The 20,035-nt window shown below is 40.2% G+C and carries 17 protein-coding genes; all 17 read left to right on the top strand.

Annotation, left to right across the window (positions count from 1 at the left end; genetic code table 11):
* The first annotated feature begins 64 nt into the window (after positions 1-64).
* Positions 65-1,783, top strand: coding sequence for a DNA polymerase/3'-5' exonuclease PolX (gene polX / locus QNI29_RS15615; protein WP_231417608.1), 1,719 nt, complete (start codon positions 65-67; stop codon positions 1,781-1,783).
* A gap of 22 nt (positions 1,784-1,805) precedes the next feature.
* Complete coding sequence (locus QNI29_RS15610; RefSeq protein WP_231417403.1) at positions 1,806-4,160, top strand: endonuclease MutS2; 2,355 nt, start codon at positions 1,806-1,808, stop codon at positions 4,158-4,160.
* Positions 4,161-4,177: 17 nt separating this feature from the next.
* Positions 4,178-4,582, top strand: coding sequence for a DUF350 domain-containing protein (locus QNI29_RS15605; protein ID WP_231417402.1), 405 nt, complete (start codon positions 4,178-4,180; stop codon positions 4,580-4,582).
* Positions 4,583-4,881: 299 nt separating this feature from the next.
* Positions 4,882-6,597, top strand: a complete 1,716-nt coding sequence (locus tag QNI29_RS15600) for a long-chain-fatty-acid--CoA ligase (protein ID WP_231417401.1) — start codon at positions 4,882-4,884, stop codon at positions 6,595-6,597.
* A 134-nt stretch (positions 6,598-6,731) separates the two neighbouring features.
* Positions 6,732-7,322, top strand: coding sequence for a fatty acid metabolism transcriptional regulator FadR (locus tag QNI29_RS15595; RefSeq protein ID WP_231417400.1), 591 nt, complete (start codon positions 6,732-6,734; stop codon positions 7,320-7,322).
* Positions 7,323-7,341: 19 nt separating this feature from the next.
* Complete coding sequence (locus QNI29_RS15590; RefSeq protein WP_231417399.1) at positions 7,342-8,115, top strand: enoyl-CoA hydratase; 774 nt, start codon at positions 7,342-7,344, stop codon at positions 8,113-8,115.
* Between the two features lie 17 nt (positions 8,116-8,132).
* The gene (locus QNI29_RS15585; RefSeq protein ID WP_231417398.1) at positions 8,133-8,906 is read left to right on the top strand and encodes an electron transfer flavoprotein subunit beta/FixA family protein; all 774 of its coding nucleotides are present in this window, start codon (positions 8,133-8,135) and stop codon (positions 8,904-8,906) included.
* Positions 8,907-8,934: 28 nt separating this feature from the next.
* Positions 8,935-9,915 carry an electron transfer flavoprotein subunit alpha/FixB family protein gene (locus tag QNI29_RS15580; protein ID WP_231417397.1) on the top strand — a complete coding sequence of 327 codons (981 nt, stop codon included), beginning with the start codon at positions 8,935-8,937 and terminating at the stop codon, positions 9,913-9,915.
* Positions 9,916-10,091: 176 nt separating this feature from the next.
* Complete coding sequence (trxA, locus tag QNI29_RS15575; protein ID WP_036784544.1) at positions 10,092-10,406, top strand: thioredoxin; 315 nt, start codon at positions 10,092-10,094, stop codon at positions 10,404-10,406.
* A 157-nt stretch (positions 10,407-10,563) separates the two neighbouring features.
* Positions 10,564-12,372 (top strand): excinuclease ABC subunit UvrC, encoded by a 1,809-nt coding sequence (gene uvrC, locus QNI29_RS15570; protein ID WP_231417396.1) that lies wholly within the window; start codon positions 10,564-10,566, stop codon positions 12,370-12,372.
* A 281-nt stretch (positions 12,373-12,653) separates the two neighbouring features.
* On the top strand, positions 12,654-13,880 hold the full coding sequence (locus tag QNI29_RS15565; protein WP_231417395.1) for a hypothetical protein: 1,227 nt from the start codon (positions 12,654-12,656) through the stop codon (positions 13,878-13,880).
* Between the two features lie 151 nt (positions 13,881-14,031).
* On the top strand, positions 14,032-14,970 hold the full coding sequence (locus QNI29_RS15560; protein ID WP_231417394.1) for an NAD-dependent epimerase/dehydratase family protein: 939 nt from the start codon (positions 14,032-14,034) through the stop codon (positions 14,968-14,970).
* Complete coding sequence (locus QNI29_RS15555) at positions 14,960-15,892, top strand: lysylphosphatidylglycerol synthase transmembrane domain-containing protein (protein WP_231417393.1); 933 nt, start codon at positions 14,960-14,962, stop codon at positions 15,890-15,892. Before QNI29_RS15560 ends, QNI29_RS15555 begins: the two co-directional genes overlap by 11 nt.
* A gap of 4 nt (positions 15,893-15,896) precedes the next feature.
* Positions 15,897-17,357 carry an alkaline phosphatase family protein gene (locus tag QNI29_RS15550; RefSeq protein WP_231417392.1) on the top strand — a complete coding sequence of 487 codons (1,461 nt, stop codon included), beginning with the start codon at positions 15,897-15,899 and terminating at the stop codon, positions 17,355-17,357.
* Entirely contained in the window at positions 17,354-18,085 is a 732-nt protein-coding gene (locus tag QNI29_RS15545; RefSeq protein WP_231417391.1) for a glycosyltransferase family 2 protein, read from the top strand. The genes QNI29_RS15550 and QNI29_RS15545 overlap by 4 nt, the downstream gene beginning before the upstream one ends.
* Before the next feature lie 184 nt (positions 18,086-18,269).
* Positions 18,270-19,019, top strand: a complete 750-nt coding sequence (locus QNI29_RS15540) for a hypothetical protein (RefSeq protein WP_231417390.1) — start codon at positions 18,270-18,272, stop codon at positions 19,017-19,019.
* Between the two features lie 20 nt (positions 19,020-19,039).
* A complete protein-coding gene (locus QNI29_RS15535; RefSeq protein ID WP_231417389.1) occupies positions 19,040-19,975 on the top strand; it encodes an FTR1 family iron permease in 936 nt (311 codons plus the stop codon).
* The last annotated feature ends 60 nt before the right edge of the window (positions 19,976-20,035 follow it).

Here is a 20,035-nt window from a genome sequence, read left to right as displayed (position 1 = left end):
GCGTATGGTTTCGATTAACTCATAAAAGACTGTTGTGATGAAATTATAAGAAGCAGGTGAAATGATGAAAGTAGATAAGAAGGAACTCGTTAAAAAATTGGAACAGATTGCTGTATACATGGAGCTTAAAGGGGAAAACCCTTTTAAGATTTCAGCTTACCGTAAAGCTGCGCAAGCATTAGAAAGTGATGATCGTTCTTTATCAGAAATTGATGATTTCACTAAAATGAACGGCATTGGTAAAGGGACAGCGGCAGTCATTGATGAATTTATAGAAAAAGGCGAGTCTGATACGTTAAATCAGCTGCAGGAAGAAGTGCCTGCTGGTCTTGTTCCTTTGTTGCAACTTCAAGGGCTAGGGGGTAAAAAGCTTGCGAAACTGTACCAGGAACTTGGGGTAACCGATGCAACGTCGTTAAAGACTGCTTGTGAGGAAGGGAAAGTGCAGGAACTCAGTGGTTTCGGAAAGAAAACGGAAGAAAAAATCCTTCAAGCTTTAGAAGATATTACAAAGCGCCCTGAACGACTTCCGATTGCAGTTATGCTACCATTGGCAAAGAAGATTGAAAGCTATCTTGATGAGATGAATGCCATTGAACAATATTCAAGGGCTGGAAGTTTAAGAAGAATGAGAGAAACCATTAAAGACTTAGACTTTATTATAGCTACAAAAGATTATGAGGCAGTAAGAGAGCAACTGCTTGAAATTGAAAATGTGAAAGAAATTATTGCTAAAGGGGATACGAAGGTATCGCTTTTATTAGCTGAGGGCTATGATATAGCTGTAGATTTCCGTCTTGTCGCACCTGATGAATTTGCGACTACCCTCCATCATTTTACGGGATCAAAGGATCATAATGTAGCTATGCGTCAGCTTGCTAAAGAACAAGGAGAGAAGATTAGCGAGTATGGTGTTGAGAATACGGAAACAGGAGAAGTTAAAACGTTTCAATCGGAACAAGAATTCTTTGCTCATTTTAACCTGAACTTTATTCCACCAGAGGTAAGGGAACAAACAGGAGAAGTGGAATCGTTCAAAGAGCCGATTCAATTGCTTGAACACAAGGATATACGTGGAGATCTGCATATGCACTCGGCTTGGAGTGACGGAGCGCAGTCCATTCGTGAAATGGCAGAAAGAGCAAAAGAAAAAGGATATGAGTACATCGCAATCACAGATCACTCTAAGTACTTACGCGTTGCTAATGGATTAAACGAAGATCGACTCAGAAAGCAACGTGAAGAAATTGAGAAAGTAAACGAAACCATGAAAGATTTCCATATCTTTGCCGGAATTGAAATGGACATCTTACCGGATGGATCGTTGGATTTTTCAAACGAGTTCTTGAAGGAAATGGATTTTGTCATTGCGTCGATTCATTCTAACTTCTCACAGCCAAAAGAAACCATTATGAAGCGTCTAAGAACAGCTCTTGAGTGTCCTCACGTCCATTTAATTGCTCATCCTACAGGTCGGCTGATCGGTAGAAGGGATGGGTATGAAATCGATATGGAAGAACTCATTCAAGGTGCTAAAGAAACGAACACAGCGCTTGAATTGAACGCTAACCCCAATCGTTTAGACCTTGCTGCTTCTTATATAAGACAAGCTCAGGAAGAAGGAGTGCGTATTGCCATTAATACAGACGCCCATAATTATTCAATGCTCGAAGATATGGAAGTAGGGGTTGGCATTGGTCGTAAAGGCTGGCTTAGGAAAGATACAGTATTAAACACGTGGACGGTTGATCAATTAAAAGCGTTTATGAAAGAAAACAGGTAATGAATAAAAGGGGTTCACAACGATGAATGAACGAATCTATCATGTTTTAGAATATAATAAAATGATTGAACAATTAGCAGAACAGGCTTCGTCCTCCCTTGGTAAAGAACAAATCTTAAAACTAAAACCATCTATTGAGGTTGAAGAGGTTCAGAAATGGCAAGCAGAAACGGATGAAGCAGCACATGTACTACGTTTAAAAGGGCACGCGCCACTTGGTGGGGTTTTCGATATTCGTCCTCACGTAAAGCGTGCGGCTATCGGGGGCATGCTGCAACCTGAAGAGTGTTTGGATATTGCGAGTACTCTATATGGAAGTAAGCAAATGAAAACGTTCATTGAAGACATGGACGTGGAAGAAGACTTAATGATACCGATCTTGCAAGAAATGGCTGAACAAATTGTGCCACTAAATGATTTAGAACGCTCGATTCGAAATCGTATTGACGATCACGGTAAAGTAATGGATGGAGCTAGTGATAAATTACGCACACTCCGTTCAAAAATTAGAACGACAGAAAATAAAGTACGTGACAAGCTGGACGGGTGGACTAGGTCAAAAAGTAAAATGCTTTCTGATGCCATTATCACCATCCGAAATGATCGTTATGTATTACCTGTGAAGCAGGAATACAGAGGTTCTTTTGGAGGGATCGTACACGACCAATCTTCCTCTGGAGCTACGTTATTTATTGAGCCTCAAGCAGTAGTAGAATTGAATAATCAACTGCAAGAAGCCCGCGTTCAGGAAAAGCATGAGATTGAACGGATTCTAATTGAATTGTCAGAACGTATTGCAGCCGATGAAGATTACCTGTATCAGAATGTAAAGGTACTGGCAAAACTGGACTTTATGTTTGCGAAGGCTCGCTTTGGTAAGACAATGAGAGCAGCTAAGCCAACCATTAATGACCAAGGGATCATTAAAATGAAGCAAGCACGCCACCCTTTAATTCCAGAAGATGAAGTAGTGCCAAATGACGTGGAGCTTGGCGAGGATTTTACATCAATTGTGATCACAGGTCCCAATACGGGTGGTAAGACCGTCACATTGAAAATGGTCGGATTATGCCAGCTGATGGCTCAAGCTGGGTTACAAATACCTGCACAAGATGGCTGTCAACTTACTGTCTTTGAAAATATCTTTGCTGATATTGGAGATGAACAGTCCATTGAGCAATCCTTAAGTACATTTTCTTCTCACATGACGAATATCGTGGACATCTTACAAAAAGTCGACCATAAAGGCTTGGTGCTATTTGATGAATTAGGCGCAGGAACAGACCCGCAAGAAGGTGCCGCTTTAGCCATGTCCATTTTAGATGATGTAGTCGGAAGAGGGGCAAGAGTCATAGCAACCACCCACTATCCTGAGCTAAAAGCCTATGGATTTAACAGAGATGGTGTTGTCAATGCTTCTGTTGAATTTGATGTAGAAACATTAAGACCGACATATCGTTTACTTATTGGCGTACCTGGGCGGAGTAATGCTTTTGAAATCTCTAGAAGATTGGGGCTAGAAGAAAGCATTATAACCACAGCTAAAGGCCATATGGGAGCCGATTCAGAAAGTGTCGAAAACATGATCGCTTCCCTTGAAGAGTCTAGACGTGGAGCCGATCGTGATTATGAAGAAGCTGAGGAATTGCTCCAAGAAGCTCAAAACCTGCGTAATGAGTTAGAGCAAAAATGGGCAGAGTTTGAAAGTAAACGAGAAGACCTATATCAAAAAGCCGAAGAAAAGGCGAAAAAAGCTGTCGATAAAGCGAAACAAGAAGCAGAAGATATTGTCTCAGAAATGCGTAATATGAAGAATCAGGCAGAGCTTAAGGAGCATGAGTGGATTGAAGCTCGTAAAATGCTTGATGAGGCACAGCCGGAACTAGCTAAGAAAAAACAAAAGCAGCCTGTGAAGAAGAAGGCTACTCAACCTACTTTGCAACCTGGTGATGAAGTAAATGTCCTCTCCTTAAATCAGCAAGGTCATATTATTGAAAAAGTAAATGATAAAGAGTTTCAGGTGCAGTTAGGTATTATGAAGATGAAGGTAAAAGCCAAAGACTTGGAGTTCGTGAAACGCGAAGAGCCTTTAAAACAAAAGCCGATGGCAACTGTGAAAGGGTCAAGTCACCATGTGAAACCGGAACTTGATCTTCGAGGAGAGCGTTATGAGGAGGCTTTACATCGTTTGGAGAAGTATGTGGATGATGCCATTTTAGCTGGGTATAAAACGGTTCATATTATTCACGGAAAAGGAACAGGTGCTCTCCGCAAAGGTGTAGAAGAATTCGCAAAGCGCCACAGATCGATTGCAGGTGCACGATCTGGAGGTATGAACGAAGGAGGCGGCGGCGTTACCGTCTTTGAATTACGCTAATAAGGGGAGAGAAATAAATGGACTTTTGGGAGCATGCCCTTGTAGAGACAGCAGCACGTTATAGCGTTGCTGTTCTCTGCGCTGTTTTATTTCTTGCTATCTTTGAAGTGGTGACGAAATATAACAACTGGGAACATATAAAGAAAGGGAATTTTTCAGTAGCAATGGCTACAGGAGGTAAGATCTTTGGGATCTCAAACATTTTCCGCTATTCGATTCAGCACAATGATTCTCTGTTAGAAATGATCGGCTGGGGGTTCTTTGGGTTTGTACTGCTATTATTTGGTTATTTTATATTTGAATTCCTTACCCCAAGCTTTCGAATTGATGATGAGATTGAACAGGACAACCGGGCTGTAGGGTTTATCTCCATGGTCATTTCAGTTGGATTATCCTTTGTCATAGGAGCAAACATTAACTAAGGGAGAGAATCAGATGGAAACTTTAGCGAAAGTTTTAGGCGTCGTTTCCGCTGCCTTTATCATCGTAGGAATTATATATATCGTGTTTTTCGTTTAATATTGAACTCCCACTGGCTATTCAGCGTCAAGTGGGAGTTCTTTTTATGAACAGTCAGGTCAATTCATTACTGAGTCAATCTTTAGCTACAGCACATTGAATGTAGGTCTTTCAATTAAATTTTCTAAATTATCTTTCAATTTAAGCAGGACTATCGTTATAATATAGGTAAGAAGTCTAATTTTATTCGAGGGGGTTAGGTATGAGCGAATTACATGCAGTAGATCAGCGCCCATGGTTAAAACATTATCCAGAGGAGATCCCAACATCGATCGAGTACGATGAAAAGCCTATCCATCAATTCTTGAAGGAAAGTGCTCTTCAATACCCAAAAAAGAAAGCGCTTCATTTTATGGGCAAAGAGATATCGTATGATTCTTTATACTCAGAGGTTCAGCAATTTGCCAGTTACCTTCAGTATTTAGGGTTGAGAAAAGGGGACCGTGTTTCCATCATGCTCCCGAACTGTCCGCAGTCTGTAATTGCTTATTATGGTATTTTACAAGCTGGCGGTGTGGTGGTTCAGACAAATCCGCTTTATGTGGAGCGTGAGCTTGAGTATCAGATGAAAGACTCAGGTGCGAAGATGATCGTTTGTTTAGATGTCTTGTACCCGAGAGTCACTAACATAAAAGGGAAAACGGATCTCGAACACGTGATTGTAACTGGGATTAAAGATTATTTACCATTTCCTAAAAACGTGGTGTACCCGTATATTCAGAAGAAGCAGTATGGTTTAATTGTGCGTCCTGAACACGGAGGAGACACCCATGTGTGGGAAGATCTAATGTTAGATGCATCTGGAATCGTTCATGAAGTAGATATAGATCCTAAAGAGGATGTAGCCATCCTTCAGTATACAGGGGGGACAACAGGATTCCCTAAAGGGGTCATGCTTACCCACTATAATTTAGTTTCGAATACTCAAATGTCTGATGCCTGGTTGTATAAGGCGAAAAAAGGCGAAGAAATCATATTAGGTATTCTTCCGTTCTTCCATGTATATGGGATGACCTCCGTTATGAATTTATCAATTATGCTGGGTAATAAAATGATTTTACTTCCAAAATTCGAAGTAGAGGACGTGTTAAAAACGATTCAGAAACAGCGTCCAACTTTATTCCCAGGTGCCCCGACAATTTATATTGCTTTACTAAATCATCCTTCTTTACAAAAGTATGATTTATCTTCCATTGAGGCATGTATTAGCGGGTCGGCTCCTCTTCCTGCAGAGGTGCAGGAACAATTTGAGCGTGTGACAGGTGGGAAGTTAGTTGAAGGATATGGTCTTTCGGAGTCTTCGCCAGTTACACATTCCAACTTTGTTTGGGAGAAGCGGGTAAGTGGAAGTGTTGGTGTCCCTTGGCCTGATACTGATGCCAAAATCTTTAAGCCTGAAACGACAGAAGAAGCAGAACCTGGTGAAATTGGAGAAATAGCTGTCTTTGGCCCGCAGATCATGAAAGGGTATTGGAATAAGCCTGAAGAAACAGCTCAGGTGCTCCGTGAGGGATGGTTGTTGACGGGTGATTTAGGCTACATGGACGAAGAAGGGTATTTTTACATTGTAGATCGAAAAAAAGATATGATTATTGCTGGGGGATACAATATATATCCTCGTGAAATAGAAGAAGTCCTATATGAACACGAGGCTATTCAGGAAGTAGTCGTAGCAGGTGTGCCCGATCCTTATAGAGGCGAAACGGTTAAAGCCTATGTGGTCTTAAAAGAGAATAAAACCTTGACTGAGGAAGAACTTGACGCCTACAGCCGTAAGCATATTGCCGCTTATAAAGTACCACGAATCTATGAATTCAGAACAGAATTGCCTAAGACAGCTGTCGGGAAGATCTTACGTCGTTCCCTCGTAGATGAAGAGAGAGAAAAGCTTGCCCAATCAAACAAAACGACTAGTTGAGCCCCTGGCTCTTTTTTCTTTGGGATGAGTTTGGATAAGCCCTTTATATTAAGATTGACAGAAGTCAAATCGTTTTGTAGAATGAAGATGAATGAATAGTCATTCATTTTACAAAGCATAGTTAGGGGATCCACATGAACAAAAATCGACCAAAGTACAAACAGATTATTGATGCAGCAGTAGAGGTCATCGCCGAAAATGGCTATCATTCCTCGCAAGTTTCTAAAATCGCCAAAAAAGCCGGAGTGGCTGATGGTACGATTTATCTTTACTTTAAGAATAAAGAAGACATCCTCGTTTCATTGTTCCAAGAAAAAATGGGGCAATTTATCGAAAAAATAGAGGAAGATATAAAAACAAAGTCGAATGCTAAAGAGAAGCTACTTGCAATGATTAAAACTCATTACGGGTTGCTATCCGAAGATCACCATTTAGCAATCGTTACGCAGTTAGAGTTAAGACAATCAAATAAAGATTTACGTTTAAAGATTAACGATGTGCTAAAGAGATACCTCTTAGTCATTGATCACATCGTAGAGGATGGAAAGGCAGAAGGACTTTTTCATGAATCCCTTGATTTGCGTCTCGTTCGTCAAATGGTCTTTGGTACATTAGATGAGACGGTGACGAATTGGGTTATGAATGATCAGAAGTACAGCCTGACCGATCAAGCTGAAGAAGTGCATGAACTATTAATTCATGGACTTACTATACATGCTAAGTAAGATTAGGAGGGAGCGTTATATGGATTATTTACAGTTAGAATCCACAGATGGTGTGGCCGTCATTACGATTCAAAGCCCACCAGCTAATGCATTAGCAAGTTATATTTTAAAAGATCTTGCCTCAGCTTTTGATGAGATTGAGGCAGATCCTTCCTTAAAAGCTGTAGTGATAAAAGGGGAAGGGAAATTCTTCTCAGCTGGAGCGGACATTAAGGAATTTACGTCCTTTCAGAGCCAGGAAGATTTAAGCAATCTGGGTCGTGAAGGACAACTGCTCTTTCAGCGTATAGAACATTTCAGGGCGCCAGTCATTGCAGCCATCCATGGAGCAGCCCTCGGAGGCGGATTAGAACTTGCTATGTCTTGCCATATGCGAATTGTGACAGAAGATGCAAAGCTTGGTTTACCTGAACTCTCATTAGGGATCATACCTGGATTTGCAGGAACGCAGCGTCTCCCTCGTTATGTAGGAAGTGCCAAAGCCTATGAAATGATTCTTACAGGGGAACCGATTACTGGTAAAGAAGCTTATTCAATTGGGCTTGCTAATAAAGCGGTTACATTTGATGCTTTAGAAGAGGAATCTATGAAACTAGCAAAGAAAATGGCTGCTAAGAGTGGCCCATCTATTGAAGCTGTTATGCGATTAATCCCGCATACATTTACTTCTACTTACGAGCAAGGCCAACAAGAAGAAGCAAAGGAATTTGGAAAGGTATTCGGAAATGAGGATGCCAAGGAAGGCGTAAAAGCCTTTATTGAAAAGCGTCAACCAAACTTTAAAGATCAATAGTCTTAGGAGGTTATATCATGAACATTTATGTATTAATGAAGCGAACATTTGATACGGAAGAGAAGATTCAGATTGACGGAGGACGTATTGAAGAAGAAGGAGCAGAATTTATTATTAACCCTTATGATGAATATGCGATTGAAGAAGCCATTCAATTGAGGGATGAACACGGCGGGGAAGTTACAGTCGTTACGATTGGTGAAGAAGAGTCTGAAAAGCAACTTCGCACAGCACTAGCGATGGGAGCAGACCAAGCCGTCCTTATTAATACAGAAGAAGATCTTGAAGAAGGAGACCAATATACAACGGTGAAGATTCTGGAAGCTTTCTTTAAAGATAAAGAAGCAGATCTTATTCTAGCAGGAAACGTTGCGATTGATGAAGCAAGTGGTCAGGTAGGCCCACGTTTGGCTGAGCGTTTGAATTTCTCTTGTGCCACAACGATTACAGGAATTACTGTGGATGGCGACAAAGCTCAAATCGAGCGAGATGTAGAAGGGGATGTTGAAAAGCTAGAAACATCTCTACCGTTACTTGTAACTTGTCAACAAGGCTTAAATGAACCAAGGTATCCTTCTTTACCTGGTATTATGAAGGCGAAGAAAAAGCCTTTAGAAGAGTTAGAATTAGATGATTTAGATCTTGAAGAAGATGATGTAGAAGCAAAAACAAAAACGATCGAAATTTATCTTCCACCTGAAAAAGAAGCTGGTAAAGTATTAGAAGGTGAGATCGACGATCAAGTGAAAGAACTTGTTTCATTATTACAAAACGAAGCGAAAGTACTATAAATCGATTGTCAACGAAAGGGGAATCTTTATGAGTCGCAAAGTACTAGTAATTGGAGAAGTTCGTGAAGGGGCATTACGTAACGTTTCATTTGAAGCCATTGCAGCGGCTAAAACGATGAGTGATGGCGGAGAAATTGTAGGGGTATTATGTGGTTCAGATGACTTAACAGAAATGGGGAAAGAACTGGTTTATTACGGAGCAGATCGAGTTGTAACTGTTCAAAGTGACCAGCTAAAATCTTATACGTCAGAAGGATATAGCCAAGCACTTATGGCTGTTATTGATGACGAGAAACCTGAAGGAATCGTGATGGGGCATACGGCGATTGGGAAAGACGTAACTCCAAAACTTGCAAGCAAAATTGAAACCGGTCTCATTTCAGATGCGGTAGATATCGAAGAGACCGGAGAGAACATTGTATTTACTCGTCCAATATACTCTGGTAAAGCTTTTGAGAAAAAGATTATCACAGATGGTTTAATCTTTGCTACGATTCGTCCTAACAATATTAAAGCCCTTGATCGTGATGAAAGTCGTTCAGGAGAGGTTACGGCTAAAGAGGTCGATATTAAAGATTTACGAACGGTCATTAAAGACATTATTCGTAAGACTTCTGAAGGGGTCGATCTTTCAGAGGCAAATGTTATTATTGCAGGTGGCCGTGGCGTGAAAAGCGAGGACGGCTTCAAACCTTTAGAAGAACTTGCAGAAGTGTTAGGTGGGGCTGTTGGAGCTTCCCGCGGAGCATGTGATGCAGAATACTGTGATTACTCGCTACAAATTGGTCAAACAGGTAAGGTCGTTACCCCAGACTTATATATTGCCTGCGGTATATCAGGAGCTATACAGCACCTAGCGGGTATGTCAAATTCAAAAGTCATTGTGGCGATTAATAAGGATCCTGAGGCAAATATCTTTAACGTAGCTGATTACGGAATCGTTGGAGATCTATTTGATGTAGTGCCTAAATTGACAGAAGAGATTAAACAAATTAAAGTAAATGCATAAACAATTCTTGAGGTGCTGCTTGTAAGTGGCACCTCTTCCCTTTCGTAGCATTCATTTACGCATAAATGGATGAGAGAAGGAGAAGCTAATTACAAACAGATGATTAGCCAGAGAATTGTTGAAGTGGTATACTTTAACCATATTCGATTTAGATGCAATTGAGGAGGAATACATGTATGGCTATAACACATGCAACTGATCAAAACTTCGCACAAGAAACAGGCGAAGGTTTAGTATTAGCAGACTTCTGGGCTCCGTGGTGCGGACCTTGTAAAATGATCGCTCCAGTTCTTGAAGAAATGGATGCTGAAATGAACGACCAAGTAAAAATCGTTAAACTAGACGTTGACGAAAACCAAGAAACAGCTGGGAAATTCGGTGTTATGAGTATCCCAACGCTACTTCTTTTCAAAGACGGTAAAGTCGTTGACCAAGTTGTTGGTTTCCAACCAAAAGAGCAACTTGTAGAATTAGTAAACAAACACGCATAAGCGTAACTTAAAAACAGCCTGAGCGATCAGGCTGTTTTTTTCAATAATAGATACCTATTGGATGATTTCTCGCGGCACATTCATGGTGTTAAGTGGGAGGCATAATAGGGAAGAAGGGTTGTAACTATCGTTTTGTAGTTTGGGAGAGTGATGAAACGTGTCTGATAACATCAAAGAAAAACTCGCTGTCCTTCCAGATCAGCCTGGATGTTATTTAATGAAAGACAAGCATGGGACCGTTATTTATGTAGGAAAATCAAAGGTGTTAAAGAATCGTGTTCGCTCCTATTTTACAGGAGCCAATGACGCTAAAACTCAGCGCCTCGTAACAGAAATTGTGGACTTCGAGTATATCGTGACTTCTTCTGAGATTGAAGCACTTATTCTTGAAATGAATTTAATTAAGAAGTATGACCCTAAATACAATGTTTTATTGAAGGATGATAAGACATATCCCTACTTAAAAATTACTGCAGAAAGACATCCCCGCTTAATTGTTACCAGAAAAGTAAAAAAAGATAAAGGCAAATACTTTGGTCCATACCCAAATGTAATTGCAGCGCGAGAAACGAAACGTCTGCTTGATCGTTTGTATCCATTAAGGAAATGCAATACGATGCCTGATCGGGTTTGTCTTTACTATCATATGCACCAATGTCTCGGACCTTGTGAGTATACGGTGACGAAACAACAGAATCAAGATATTGTAAATGAGATTGCCCGTTTTCTCAGTGGAGGTTTTAAAGAGATCAAACAAGATCTTCAATCAAAAATGTACAAAGCTTCTGAAGACTTAGATTTTGAGCGGGCTCAAGAGCTACGCGATCAAATTCAACATATTGAATCTGTTATGGAACAGCAGAAGATGACGTTAAATGATCAAGTTGATCGTGACATATTCGGATATTCCTATGATAAAGGATGGATGTGCGTTCAGGTGTTCTTTGTACGTCAAGGTAAACTTATTGAGAGAGACGTTTCGATTTTCCCGTTTTTTGATGATGCAGAAGAGACATTCCTAAGCTTCATCGGTCGATTCTACCTTCACCAGAATCATCCGAAACCAAAGCAAGTGCTCGTTCCGGTAGGAGCTGATCGAGAGGCTCTTAAGGAATTACTAGAGGTCGACGTTACCATTCCAATGAGAGGCCGGAAAAAAGAACTTGTAGAATTGGCGATGAAAAATGCTGAAATCGCCCTGCAAGAAAAGTTCTCTCTCATTGAACGGAATGAAGAAAGAACCATTAAGGCTGTAGAAGAACTTGGAGAAAAGCTCAATATTGAAACGCCTCATCGCATAGAAGCGTTTGATAACTCAAACATACAAGGGGCAGATCCAGTTTCTGCTATGGTGGTCTTTATTGATGGAAGACCGGAAAAGAAAGAGTATCGAAAATATAAGATACGGGACGTCGAAGGTCCAGATGATTACGATACGATGCGTGAAGTCATAAGAAGAAGATATAAACGGGTTATCCGAGATGGTTTACCTTTGCCCGATCTAATTGTCGTTGATGGTGGGAAAGGTCAAATGTCTGCTGCAACAGAAGTGCTCGAAAATGAGTTAGGTCTTGATATCCCGCTATGTGGCTTAGCCAAAGATGATAAGCACAGAACGAGTGAACTGCTATACGGTGACCCACCTGCAGTTGTAGAGATGGACCGTCAGTCGCAAGAGTTTTATCTCATCCAGCGTGTGCAAGATGAGGTGCACCGATTCGCTATTTCCTTCCATCGTCAATTACGTGGAAAAGGCGCTATCCAATCTGAACTTGATAAGATACCAGGAGTCGGAGAAAAGCGGCGTAAGCTTCTGTTACGCCATTTCCAATCTGTTAGACATATCAAAGAATCAGAAATAGAGGATCTAACCAAACTAGGAGTCCCGAAACCATTAGCTCAAACCATTCTCGAGCACCTCAACCAACCAGAGGATGAAGAAGTTGAAGAGGAAACATTAGAATAGATCAATAAGTGACAAGGCTCTTCCTCTGTTTGGGGAAGAGCCATTTTTATATAATGGCATTGTTAAAGTTGTTAATTGGCTAAGTGGAAAGCGTTCATTTCTAAAACCATCTTGTGATCAAACCAAAGCTAACGGAAACATTATCTCAATTTTGCACCTTCATGGTTTCGACACTTTAATTTTAATAATTGAAATAAATTCTCATTGACATTGAGAATCGTTCTCTATAGAATAAAACATGACATAATACTGAAAATCATTTTCATTTGGGAGGACTACATATGCCATTTAGCTTTAAGAAAACACTATTGTTCACAGGGTTATCGTTTTCACTAGTATTAGCGGGGTGTGCTGGTGATAGCGAAGGGGAAGATGAAACAGAAGGTACGAATTCTGATCAACAAGAAGAGGCCCAAGATACAGAGCAAGAAGATCAGGAACAAGAACAGAATCAAGAAGCCGAAACTGCATCAATTGAAGATCAGGTTCAGGCTTATAAAGATATTACAGCTGAGTTAGATAAGATGAAAGAAGACCAAGAAGTAAACTGGGACATGATTAAGGAAACGTATACTTCAGATCTTCAGCCTGTTTTAACAAGCGTAAATGGTGAGTTTGACCAGGCGATCACAGCTGCTATTGCAGCAGGAAAAGATGGGTCTTTAGAACAAAATGCAGCCCGACAAATCATTGATAAAACGACGCAGTCTTATTTCTATCAGAAACAAAAGAGTATGCATGGCGACATTGCTAAAGAGTTAGAAGAAGGCACGAAAGAAAAAGCCCAACAACAGTTTGATCAACTAAAATTCCTTGCTAATGAAGTATTTATCCCAACTGCAGTTAAGCGTGACAGCTACTATGAACTAGAAGGGGACTCTAGTCTTGAACAGAATATTAATGCCGGCTTAACGACTCAACAAGAAGCAATTCAAGAAGGAAATGTTGATGATTATGGAGTTTATAAGCAAATCACAGACAAATCCATTTACCGCAGTTACTTCTTAGCGGCTCAATCCTATGCGGAAAAGATTGAGAAAGCAGCGAGTGAAGGTGCGTCGGATGATGAACTAACAGCTGAGCAAGCAGAAGCATGGGGATTCTATCAGGCTATAAAAGGATCACTATCTTCAGGCGACAAAGAAGCTGCTGAACAGATCAATACGTTATTCAGCTTGGATCAAACAGAACCAAGCACAATTAAAGCTAGTGAGGTCAATGACTTATTTGTTCAAGCTTTTGTAGGAAAAATCAAAGGTTATCATAGTGAAGCAGTTGAAGAAACTAAAGAAGGAAATATTACAAAAGCTCGTACGGAAGCACTTGAAGCGAATATGTTTACGAAAGCCATTGAAATGTCCATGAATGAAAGACTCGGAGAAGAGCAAACGAAAGAAACACTTCAAAAAGCAGAATCGTGGTTAGAGGCTATAAGCAACGAGAATGCTGAAGAAGCAGAAAAAATTGGTCAAGAGATTGTCTCTACTTTAGACAAACTCGTACAATAATCTTCTCAGATTTACCATCACACGGGAAAAAACCTGTAACTTGGATATAAGTTACAGGTTTTTTATTTGGACACTTCTATGAATGAAGACCCTATTCGAAACCTAGTCCAATTGTGATAAAATGAACAAGATGTCTTGATGAGGTGAGAATATGAACGTACTACTAACGGGTGGGGCAGGATTTATTGGTTCCCACTTAGCTGAGTCTTTACTGCAGGATGGACACAAAGTAACCATCATCGACAAATTTCATCCCTATTATGATTATAAACGTAAAAAAGAACAATTAGATCGCATATTTAGTTACGCAAATCTCACATTTTGCGAAAATGATCTTTTAGATAAAGAAAGTTGTGCACCGATTTTTCATCAATCCTTTGATGCTGTATTTCACTTAGCAGCTCTTCCTGGAGTCCCGTACTCATTTGAACAACCATTAGAATATGTAGATGAGGATATTAAGGCAACGATTAATGTCTTAACAATGGCTGGAGAAGCTGGCATTCCTCATGTTTTATTTGGTTCTTCTTCTTCGGTCTATGGAAACAGGGACGGAGAGATGAGTGAAGATTTACCGATCCAAACGGTTATGTCCCCATATGCAGCAGCAAAGGTAAGTGGGGAAGCATATGCGCATATGTATCAGCACGTCTATGGTTTCCAGTTGACCGTGTTTCGTTATTTCACCGTTTATGGGCCTTGGGGGCGACCTGATATGGCTATTCCAAAGTTTATTCAGGCGAACCTTAAAGGAGAATCTATAGACGTATTTGGAAGTGGGACAGCCAGGGATTACACCTATATCGATGATATTGTAGACGGAATGCGGTTAGCACTAGCACATAGTAAGGGGAATCAGATTTATAACATTGGATCTGGAAATCCCATTACGATCGAAGAACTTGTCCAAACCCTAAAAGAAATCTTTCCTGATATGAAAGTAAACCATGCCCCTTTTCGATTAGGTGATGTGAAACAAACGTGGGCTGATCTCACGAAAGCTAAAAGATTGTTAGGGTATGAGCCTAAACATAGCTTTGAAGAAGGGCTGAGAAAAACAGTCCAATGGTTTATTCGTCATGAAAGGTAAGCGAATTCTTAAATGGATGATTCGAATAGCTGGTGTTTTATTAGCAGGACTATTTGTGTACCTAACCATTCATTATTTTTCATTTGATACGGTTCTACAAGTAGCGGAAGAACTGTTAGCCTCTCCTGTTTGGTTAATGGTAATGGTGCTAACCTATGCATTTTCATTTTGGATTAAAGCATTTGTATGGCGAGAATATGTGAATGAAAAGGGGAGTCTCCTTCCATATTGGTCAGGAATTCATTACGCTCTTTTCATGAACCATATTTTACCTTTTAAAACAGGGGATGCAGTGAGAGCGGGTGTCTTAAAAGGGACGAAGTCGTTTAGTTGGGAGAAGAGTGTGAGTAGTGTAGTGGCCATGAGAGTCCTTGATCTTGGGGGTCTATTTCTTCTTGCGGCCATCGGCACATATCTATATATGAATACGCTGTTCTATATAGGGATTACAACGGTAGGAATCCTATTTGTTCTTGCTTTGCTGCTCCCCTTTCGTTTGAAGAAAATTTTAAATAAACGTTTTCTAACATCCTTCAGTCACTTTTCCTCAACACTACTTTCCAAAAAAGGTGTTCTTTTGTTTGGACTTATAGTGATGAGTTGGATTCTTGAAGGATTCATTATTTATAGTGTGGGACGGATTACTGTAGAGGATCTTGGTTTTTTTGAGTCCGTTTGGGCAACGTCTGTTGCAGTTGTAAGTGGTGTATTTCAAATTACTCCTGGTCATATAGCAGGCTATGAAAGTGTACAGAGCTATGCGCTGACATTTGTAGGTCTTCCGATTGAGACAGGGTATGCTATTGCAGTTGTTACACACGTATTTAAATTTATTTATGCTTACGTTACAGGTCTGATCAGTTTTTATCTGACACCTGTATCGTTCTCCGTAGTAAAAACATGGTTTAAAGGGAGGGAATAAACTAGTGAAACAAGCATCATCTTTTGAAAAAATCGCAGCTAGAGGATGGAATTTATTAAATGAAGGTAAACCGTTCACTCCTATTTTTGTTATAGGCACAATGTTTTTGTATCATCTCTTTGATCTAAATACTTCCGCAGGGGCATTAGCCATTAGCATTATGTATGTTTTACCGTTACTAGCCTTATTCTATTATTTTGATTTCCCGTTGCTTTTACGATCTTATTTATGGATACCGGTTGTGGGATTTTTAATGATTTTTGAGAGCAGTTATTTGTCACTATGGTTATTAGCCTTAGGGATTTATTTCTTCTTTACGGTTTTCTTTTGGGGAACCTTTTATTATCATATGCGAATCGGAACAACATGGTGGAATTTCACACGATTTTGGAAGCTTGTATTAAAGAATAGTGATTCTACAAGCGGAAATGCACAAGAGCAAATCCCTAAATTTATTCTTCTGCTAGGAATTTGGGAGTACACGTTTCAACACTTGGACACAGGCGGGTTGAGCATTACTGATCTATATCAATTGATCTTATTTTATGCTGGAACAGCCCTCTTTACTTGGATATTGCATCATTACTTATTTGATTGGAAACCAAAACCCTATGAAACGTATACGCAAGAACATTATGAACAACCCATGGAGTCACCGAATGATCGCGTCATTGTCATAGTCATAGATGGAATGAGGAAAGACCGATTCGAGGCGGCTCATACACCATTTCTTGATTCATTGAAACAACAAGGGACGGAATACACCCAAATGGAAACCGTTTATCCTGCTCGGACGGTGGTTTGTTTTACCTCCATGTTTACAGGTACCTATCCTTTTGAGCATAAAATCCAAAGCAATATGGTGTGGAAGCTCGGGGCTCAAACAGAAAGTATTTTTGATTCTTTACGTAAAGTCGATAAGAAGGGGCGTTTATTAGGAATTGCACATCTCGTAGATACTTTCGGGGATGATGTAGATACAGTGACGGCCGTTATGCATAATGACGTTGCAGATAAGAATATTGTCCAAAAAGGGAAGCACATTATGGAGACAGAAAACCCTGAATTGTTTATCATGCAACTGATTAGTACAGACCAAACCGGTCACAGTCGTGGTGTGTTGTATGATGATTATATTGAAAAAATCGAAGAAACCGATAAGCTTGTCCAAGATTATGTGGAGTGGTTAACAGAACAAGGGTATATGGAAAATACAACGTTAATGGTTTGTGCTGATCATGGCCAAGCCGATGGAATTGGTGGACACGGCCACTTAGATGAAGGGGAGCGATTTGTTCCTTTCTTTATGACTGGTCCGACCATTGAAAAGGGAAAACGAGTAGAGAAAAAACACAGTCTTGTGTCGATGGCACCGACTATTGCCCATTTACTTGGAGCACCATATCCAGACCATTCCAGGGGAGAAGTATTGACTCAAAGTAAGAAGGAGGATCTGTCTTCATGAAGAAAGTCGTGGTATTTTTACCTGCTCACAACGAAGAAGACTGCATTAAAGAAATGATTCATACCATTCCACGACAAATGGGAGAGAACATAGAAGTGAAGATCATCCTCATTGATGATGGTTCAAAAGATAACACGATTGAATTGGCTAAAGAAGCAGGCGTGGATGCCATTTACCGGAATGAAACCAATCAAGGTTTGGGGGCTGCTGTCAGACAAGGGCTAAAACGTTCTTTAGAGCTAGGAGCAGATATTGGGGTTATGATTGATGCAGACCTAGAGTATCCTGGTCGACAAATACCTGATCTCATCCAACCGATCTTAAATAATCAAGCAGACTATGTGATGGGTTCTCGCTTTCTCGGCAACATCGAAGGAATGAAATTACACCGCCGCTTAGGCAATTATGCTTTCACGTTCCTCCAATCCTTGTTATTAAAGAGATGGATTTATGATGGCCAATCTGGAATGAGGGCATTCTCTAAAGAGGTCATGCAAGAAGCTGAAATTATTCATGATTACAACTATGCCCAGGTGGTCACGCTTAATATTGTCCGAAAAGGATTCCGCATGAAAGAAATTCCGATTGAATATCAAGTACGGAAAAAGGGTGAATCTTTCATTAAATTCAAAGCTTATATGAGCTCTGTATTACCGGCGATTTATCGTGAAATGAAGCGACACCCTTCTCCGGTGAAAAAGCCTGGGACAAATGAAGAGTGGACGTAACATAGTAAGAAAAGGATACCAAAAGGTGGCTTTGGATAATAACATTCCGAGCCACCTTTTGTATGTTCTTTGAAAAAGGAATGGTCGACTTAAAAAATGAAAGAGATCGATTAGTCAAAAAAATTGCTTATCTCTGCTTGACTATAGCGTTGATAATCATTATCATTATCGTAGGAGGTCTCAAATGAAAAAGATTATCATTTCCATCATAACGCTTACACTGAGTTTCATCATTATGGATCCAACTAATACAGCTGCTTACTCTTATGGGGACCCCGGTGAAGAGAAATTTGCCGAAGCTTATAAAGAAGTAAAACAATACGTGGATGCTGATAAGTGGGATCAAGCCGAGCAAGTCATAGATACGTATAATAAAGAATTTGATTTATATTTTAAACAAACCGTTCCTTACATAGAAGAAGCGCTCGACAATAAAGATAAAGAATTGTTGTTAAAAAGTTATCGAACAGCATTACGTTTAAACGTGGAGCGCCGTCTTCATTTTGCACAAGAACAATTTGAGGATTATGGTCAGGCCAAATTGCTGCTCGCTAAAGCGCGAGGGACGTTTGATGTGTTAAAGCCTACCTATAAGGAAGATGAAGGGGAAGAAGCGGTTCAATCCATTTATGAATCTTTCGACGAGGCCTTGCAATCATTAGGGAATCCCGGATTGTTTGGTATCGGAGATCAACAAAGTGATCAGGAAACATTTGATCGTGAAATTAACGAAATCAATACGTCTTTAACGGAAGCATTTCCAGTTCCGGCCCAAGAAGATGATGATGCGAACCTAACAGAAGAAAACTTAGGGATCTTCGGTGGTGAAGACGGGGAATCCAATCCAATTTGGAAGTGGTTATCCATAGGACTTGTTGGATTATTTATCCTATTAATTGTCTTTAATCGCACGAAAAACCGCAAGAAGGAGTAGGCATAGAGGGGGAAACAATAATGGATTTTCAAGCCTTTCTGATTACACTGAGAGAAGCGTTAGAAGCCATATTGATCGTCGGGCTCATTTTAAGTTATTTAACACGTTTGGATGCTAAGAAATATCATCCTTGGGTATTTGCTGGTGTATTCTTTGCTTTACTAAGCAGCTTCGGAGTAGCTTTATTATTCCAAGTTATCTTTACTGGCTTTGCTAGCTTTGGGTCTGAAGTTTATTTAAAAATAGGGATTATGTTTGCTTCTGTCATCTTACTTAGCCACATGGTTATGTGGATGAAGAAAGAATCAAAGAATGTAAACGGAGATATGCAGAAAAAGATTAACGCTGCTGTCACAGCTGGTAGTGTAACGGCCCTTGTATTGCATACGTATTTAATTGTTCTTCGTGAAGGTGTAGAAACAGTCTTCTTCTTTGCGGCCATAAGCGGGGGAGAAATTCAAGATGTATTCACTAGCTACGGAGCTCTTAGCGGCTTAATGCTTGCGTTAATATTAGGTTATCTATTCTTCACAGGCACAATGAAGTTCTCTTTAAAAACCTTTTTCCGAGTTACAGGAGTCCTAATCATGTTTATTGCCGCTGGACTATTGGTTCAAGGAATTGGCATGTTACAAGACCTTGGGAAGATGGGATCTGTGTACGAAACGGTTCAAGGAACGCCCAAAGCTGTTTATAATATCGTAGAATTCATGCCTGAACACTATCAAGATGAGGTTCATTTTGAGAGAGACACCGGCGGTGACGTGATGATCAGTGGTCAGATCGGTTTATTTATGGCTGCTATGTTTGGTTATAGCCATAATCCAACTGTCGAACAAATTGCAGCCTATTGGTTATACTTTGTCTTTATCATTGGCGCCAATATCTGGCATGCAAAGGAAATCACGCTATTTAGAAAGAAAAAAACGAAAACAGTGGATCAAACAGTAGCTTGACCCTCTCTATAACGTACTTGTAAAACCCGCCATACGAGCGGGTTTTTTCGTATCTAACGT

The organism is Pontibacillus chungwhensis (genome assembly GCF_030166655.1).
GTDB lineage: Bacteria > Bacillota > Bacilli > Bacillales > BH030062 > Pontibacillus.
Note: the sequence above shows the minus strand (reverse complement) of the source record. Positions and strands in the feature narration are given on the sequence as shown.

Coding starts and splice junctions, on each gene's coding strand:
- polX (WP_231417608.1), top strand. CDS start 65: ATGAAAGTAGATAAGAAGGAACTCGTTAAAAAATTGGAACAGATTGCT.
- QNI29_RS15610 (WP_231417403.1), top strand. CDS start 1,806: ATGAATGAACGAATCTATCATGTTTTAGAATATAATAAAATGATTGAA.
- QNI29_RS15605 (WP_231417402.1), top strand. CDS start 4,178: ATGGACTTTTGGGAGCATGCCCTTGTAGAGACAGCAGCACGTTATAGC.
- QNI29_RS15600 (WP_231417401.1), top strand. CDS start 4,882: ATGAGCGAATTACATGCAGTAGATCAGCGCCCATGGTTAAAACATTAT.
- QNI29_RS15595 (WP_231417400.1), top strand. CDS start 6,732: ATGAACAAAAATCGACCAAAGTACAAACAGATTATTGATGCAGCAGTA.
- QNI29_RS15590 (WP_231417399.1), top strand. CDS start 7,342: ATGGATTATTTACAGTTAGAATCCACAGATGGTGTGGCCGTCATTACG.
- QNI29_RS15585 (WP_231417398.1), top strand. CDS start 8,133: ATGAACATTTATGTATTAATGAAGCGAACATTTGATACGGAAGAGAAG.
- QNI29_RS15580 (WP_231417397.1), top strand. CDS start 8,935: ATGAGTCGCAAAGTACTAGTAATTGGAGAAGTTCGTGAAGGGGCATTA.
- trxA (WP_036784544.1), top strand. CDS start 10,092: ATGGCTATAACACATGCAACTGATCAAAACTTCGCACAAGAAACAGGC.
- QNI29_RS15565 (WP_231417395.1), top strand. CDS start 12,654: ATGCCATTTAGCTTTAAGAAAACACTATTGTTCACAGGGTTATCGTTT.
- QNI29_RS15560 (WP_231417394.1), top strand. CDS start 14,032: ATGAACGTACTACTAACGGGTGGGGCAGGATTTATTGGTTCCCACTTA.
- QNI29_RS15555 (WP_231417393.1), top strand. CDS start 14,960: ATGAAAGGTAAGCGAATTCTTAAATGGATGATTCGAATAGCTGGTGTT.
- QNI29_RS15545 (WP_231417391.1), top strand. CDS start 17,354: ATGAAGAAAGTCGTGGTATTTTTACCTGCTCACAACGAAGAAGACTGC.
- QNI29_RS15540 (WP_231417390.1), top strand. CDS start 18,270: ATGAAAAAGATTATCATTTCCATCATAACGCTTACACTGAGTTTCATC.
- QNI29_RS15535 (WP_231417389.1), top strand. CDS start 19,040: ATGGATTTTCAAGCCTTTCTGATTACACTGAGAGAAGCGTTAGAAGCC.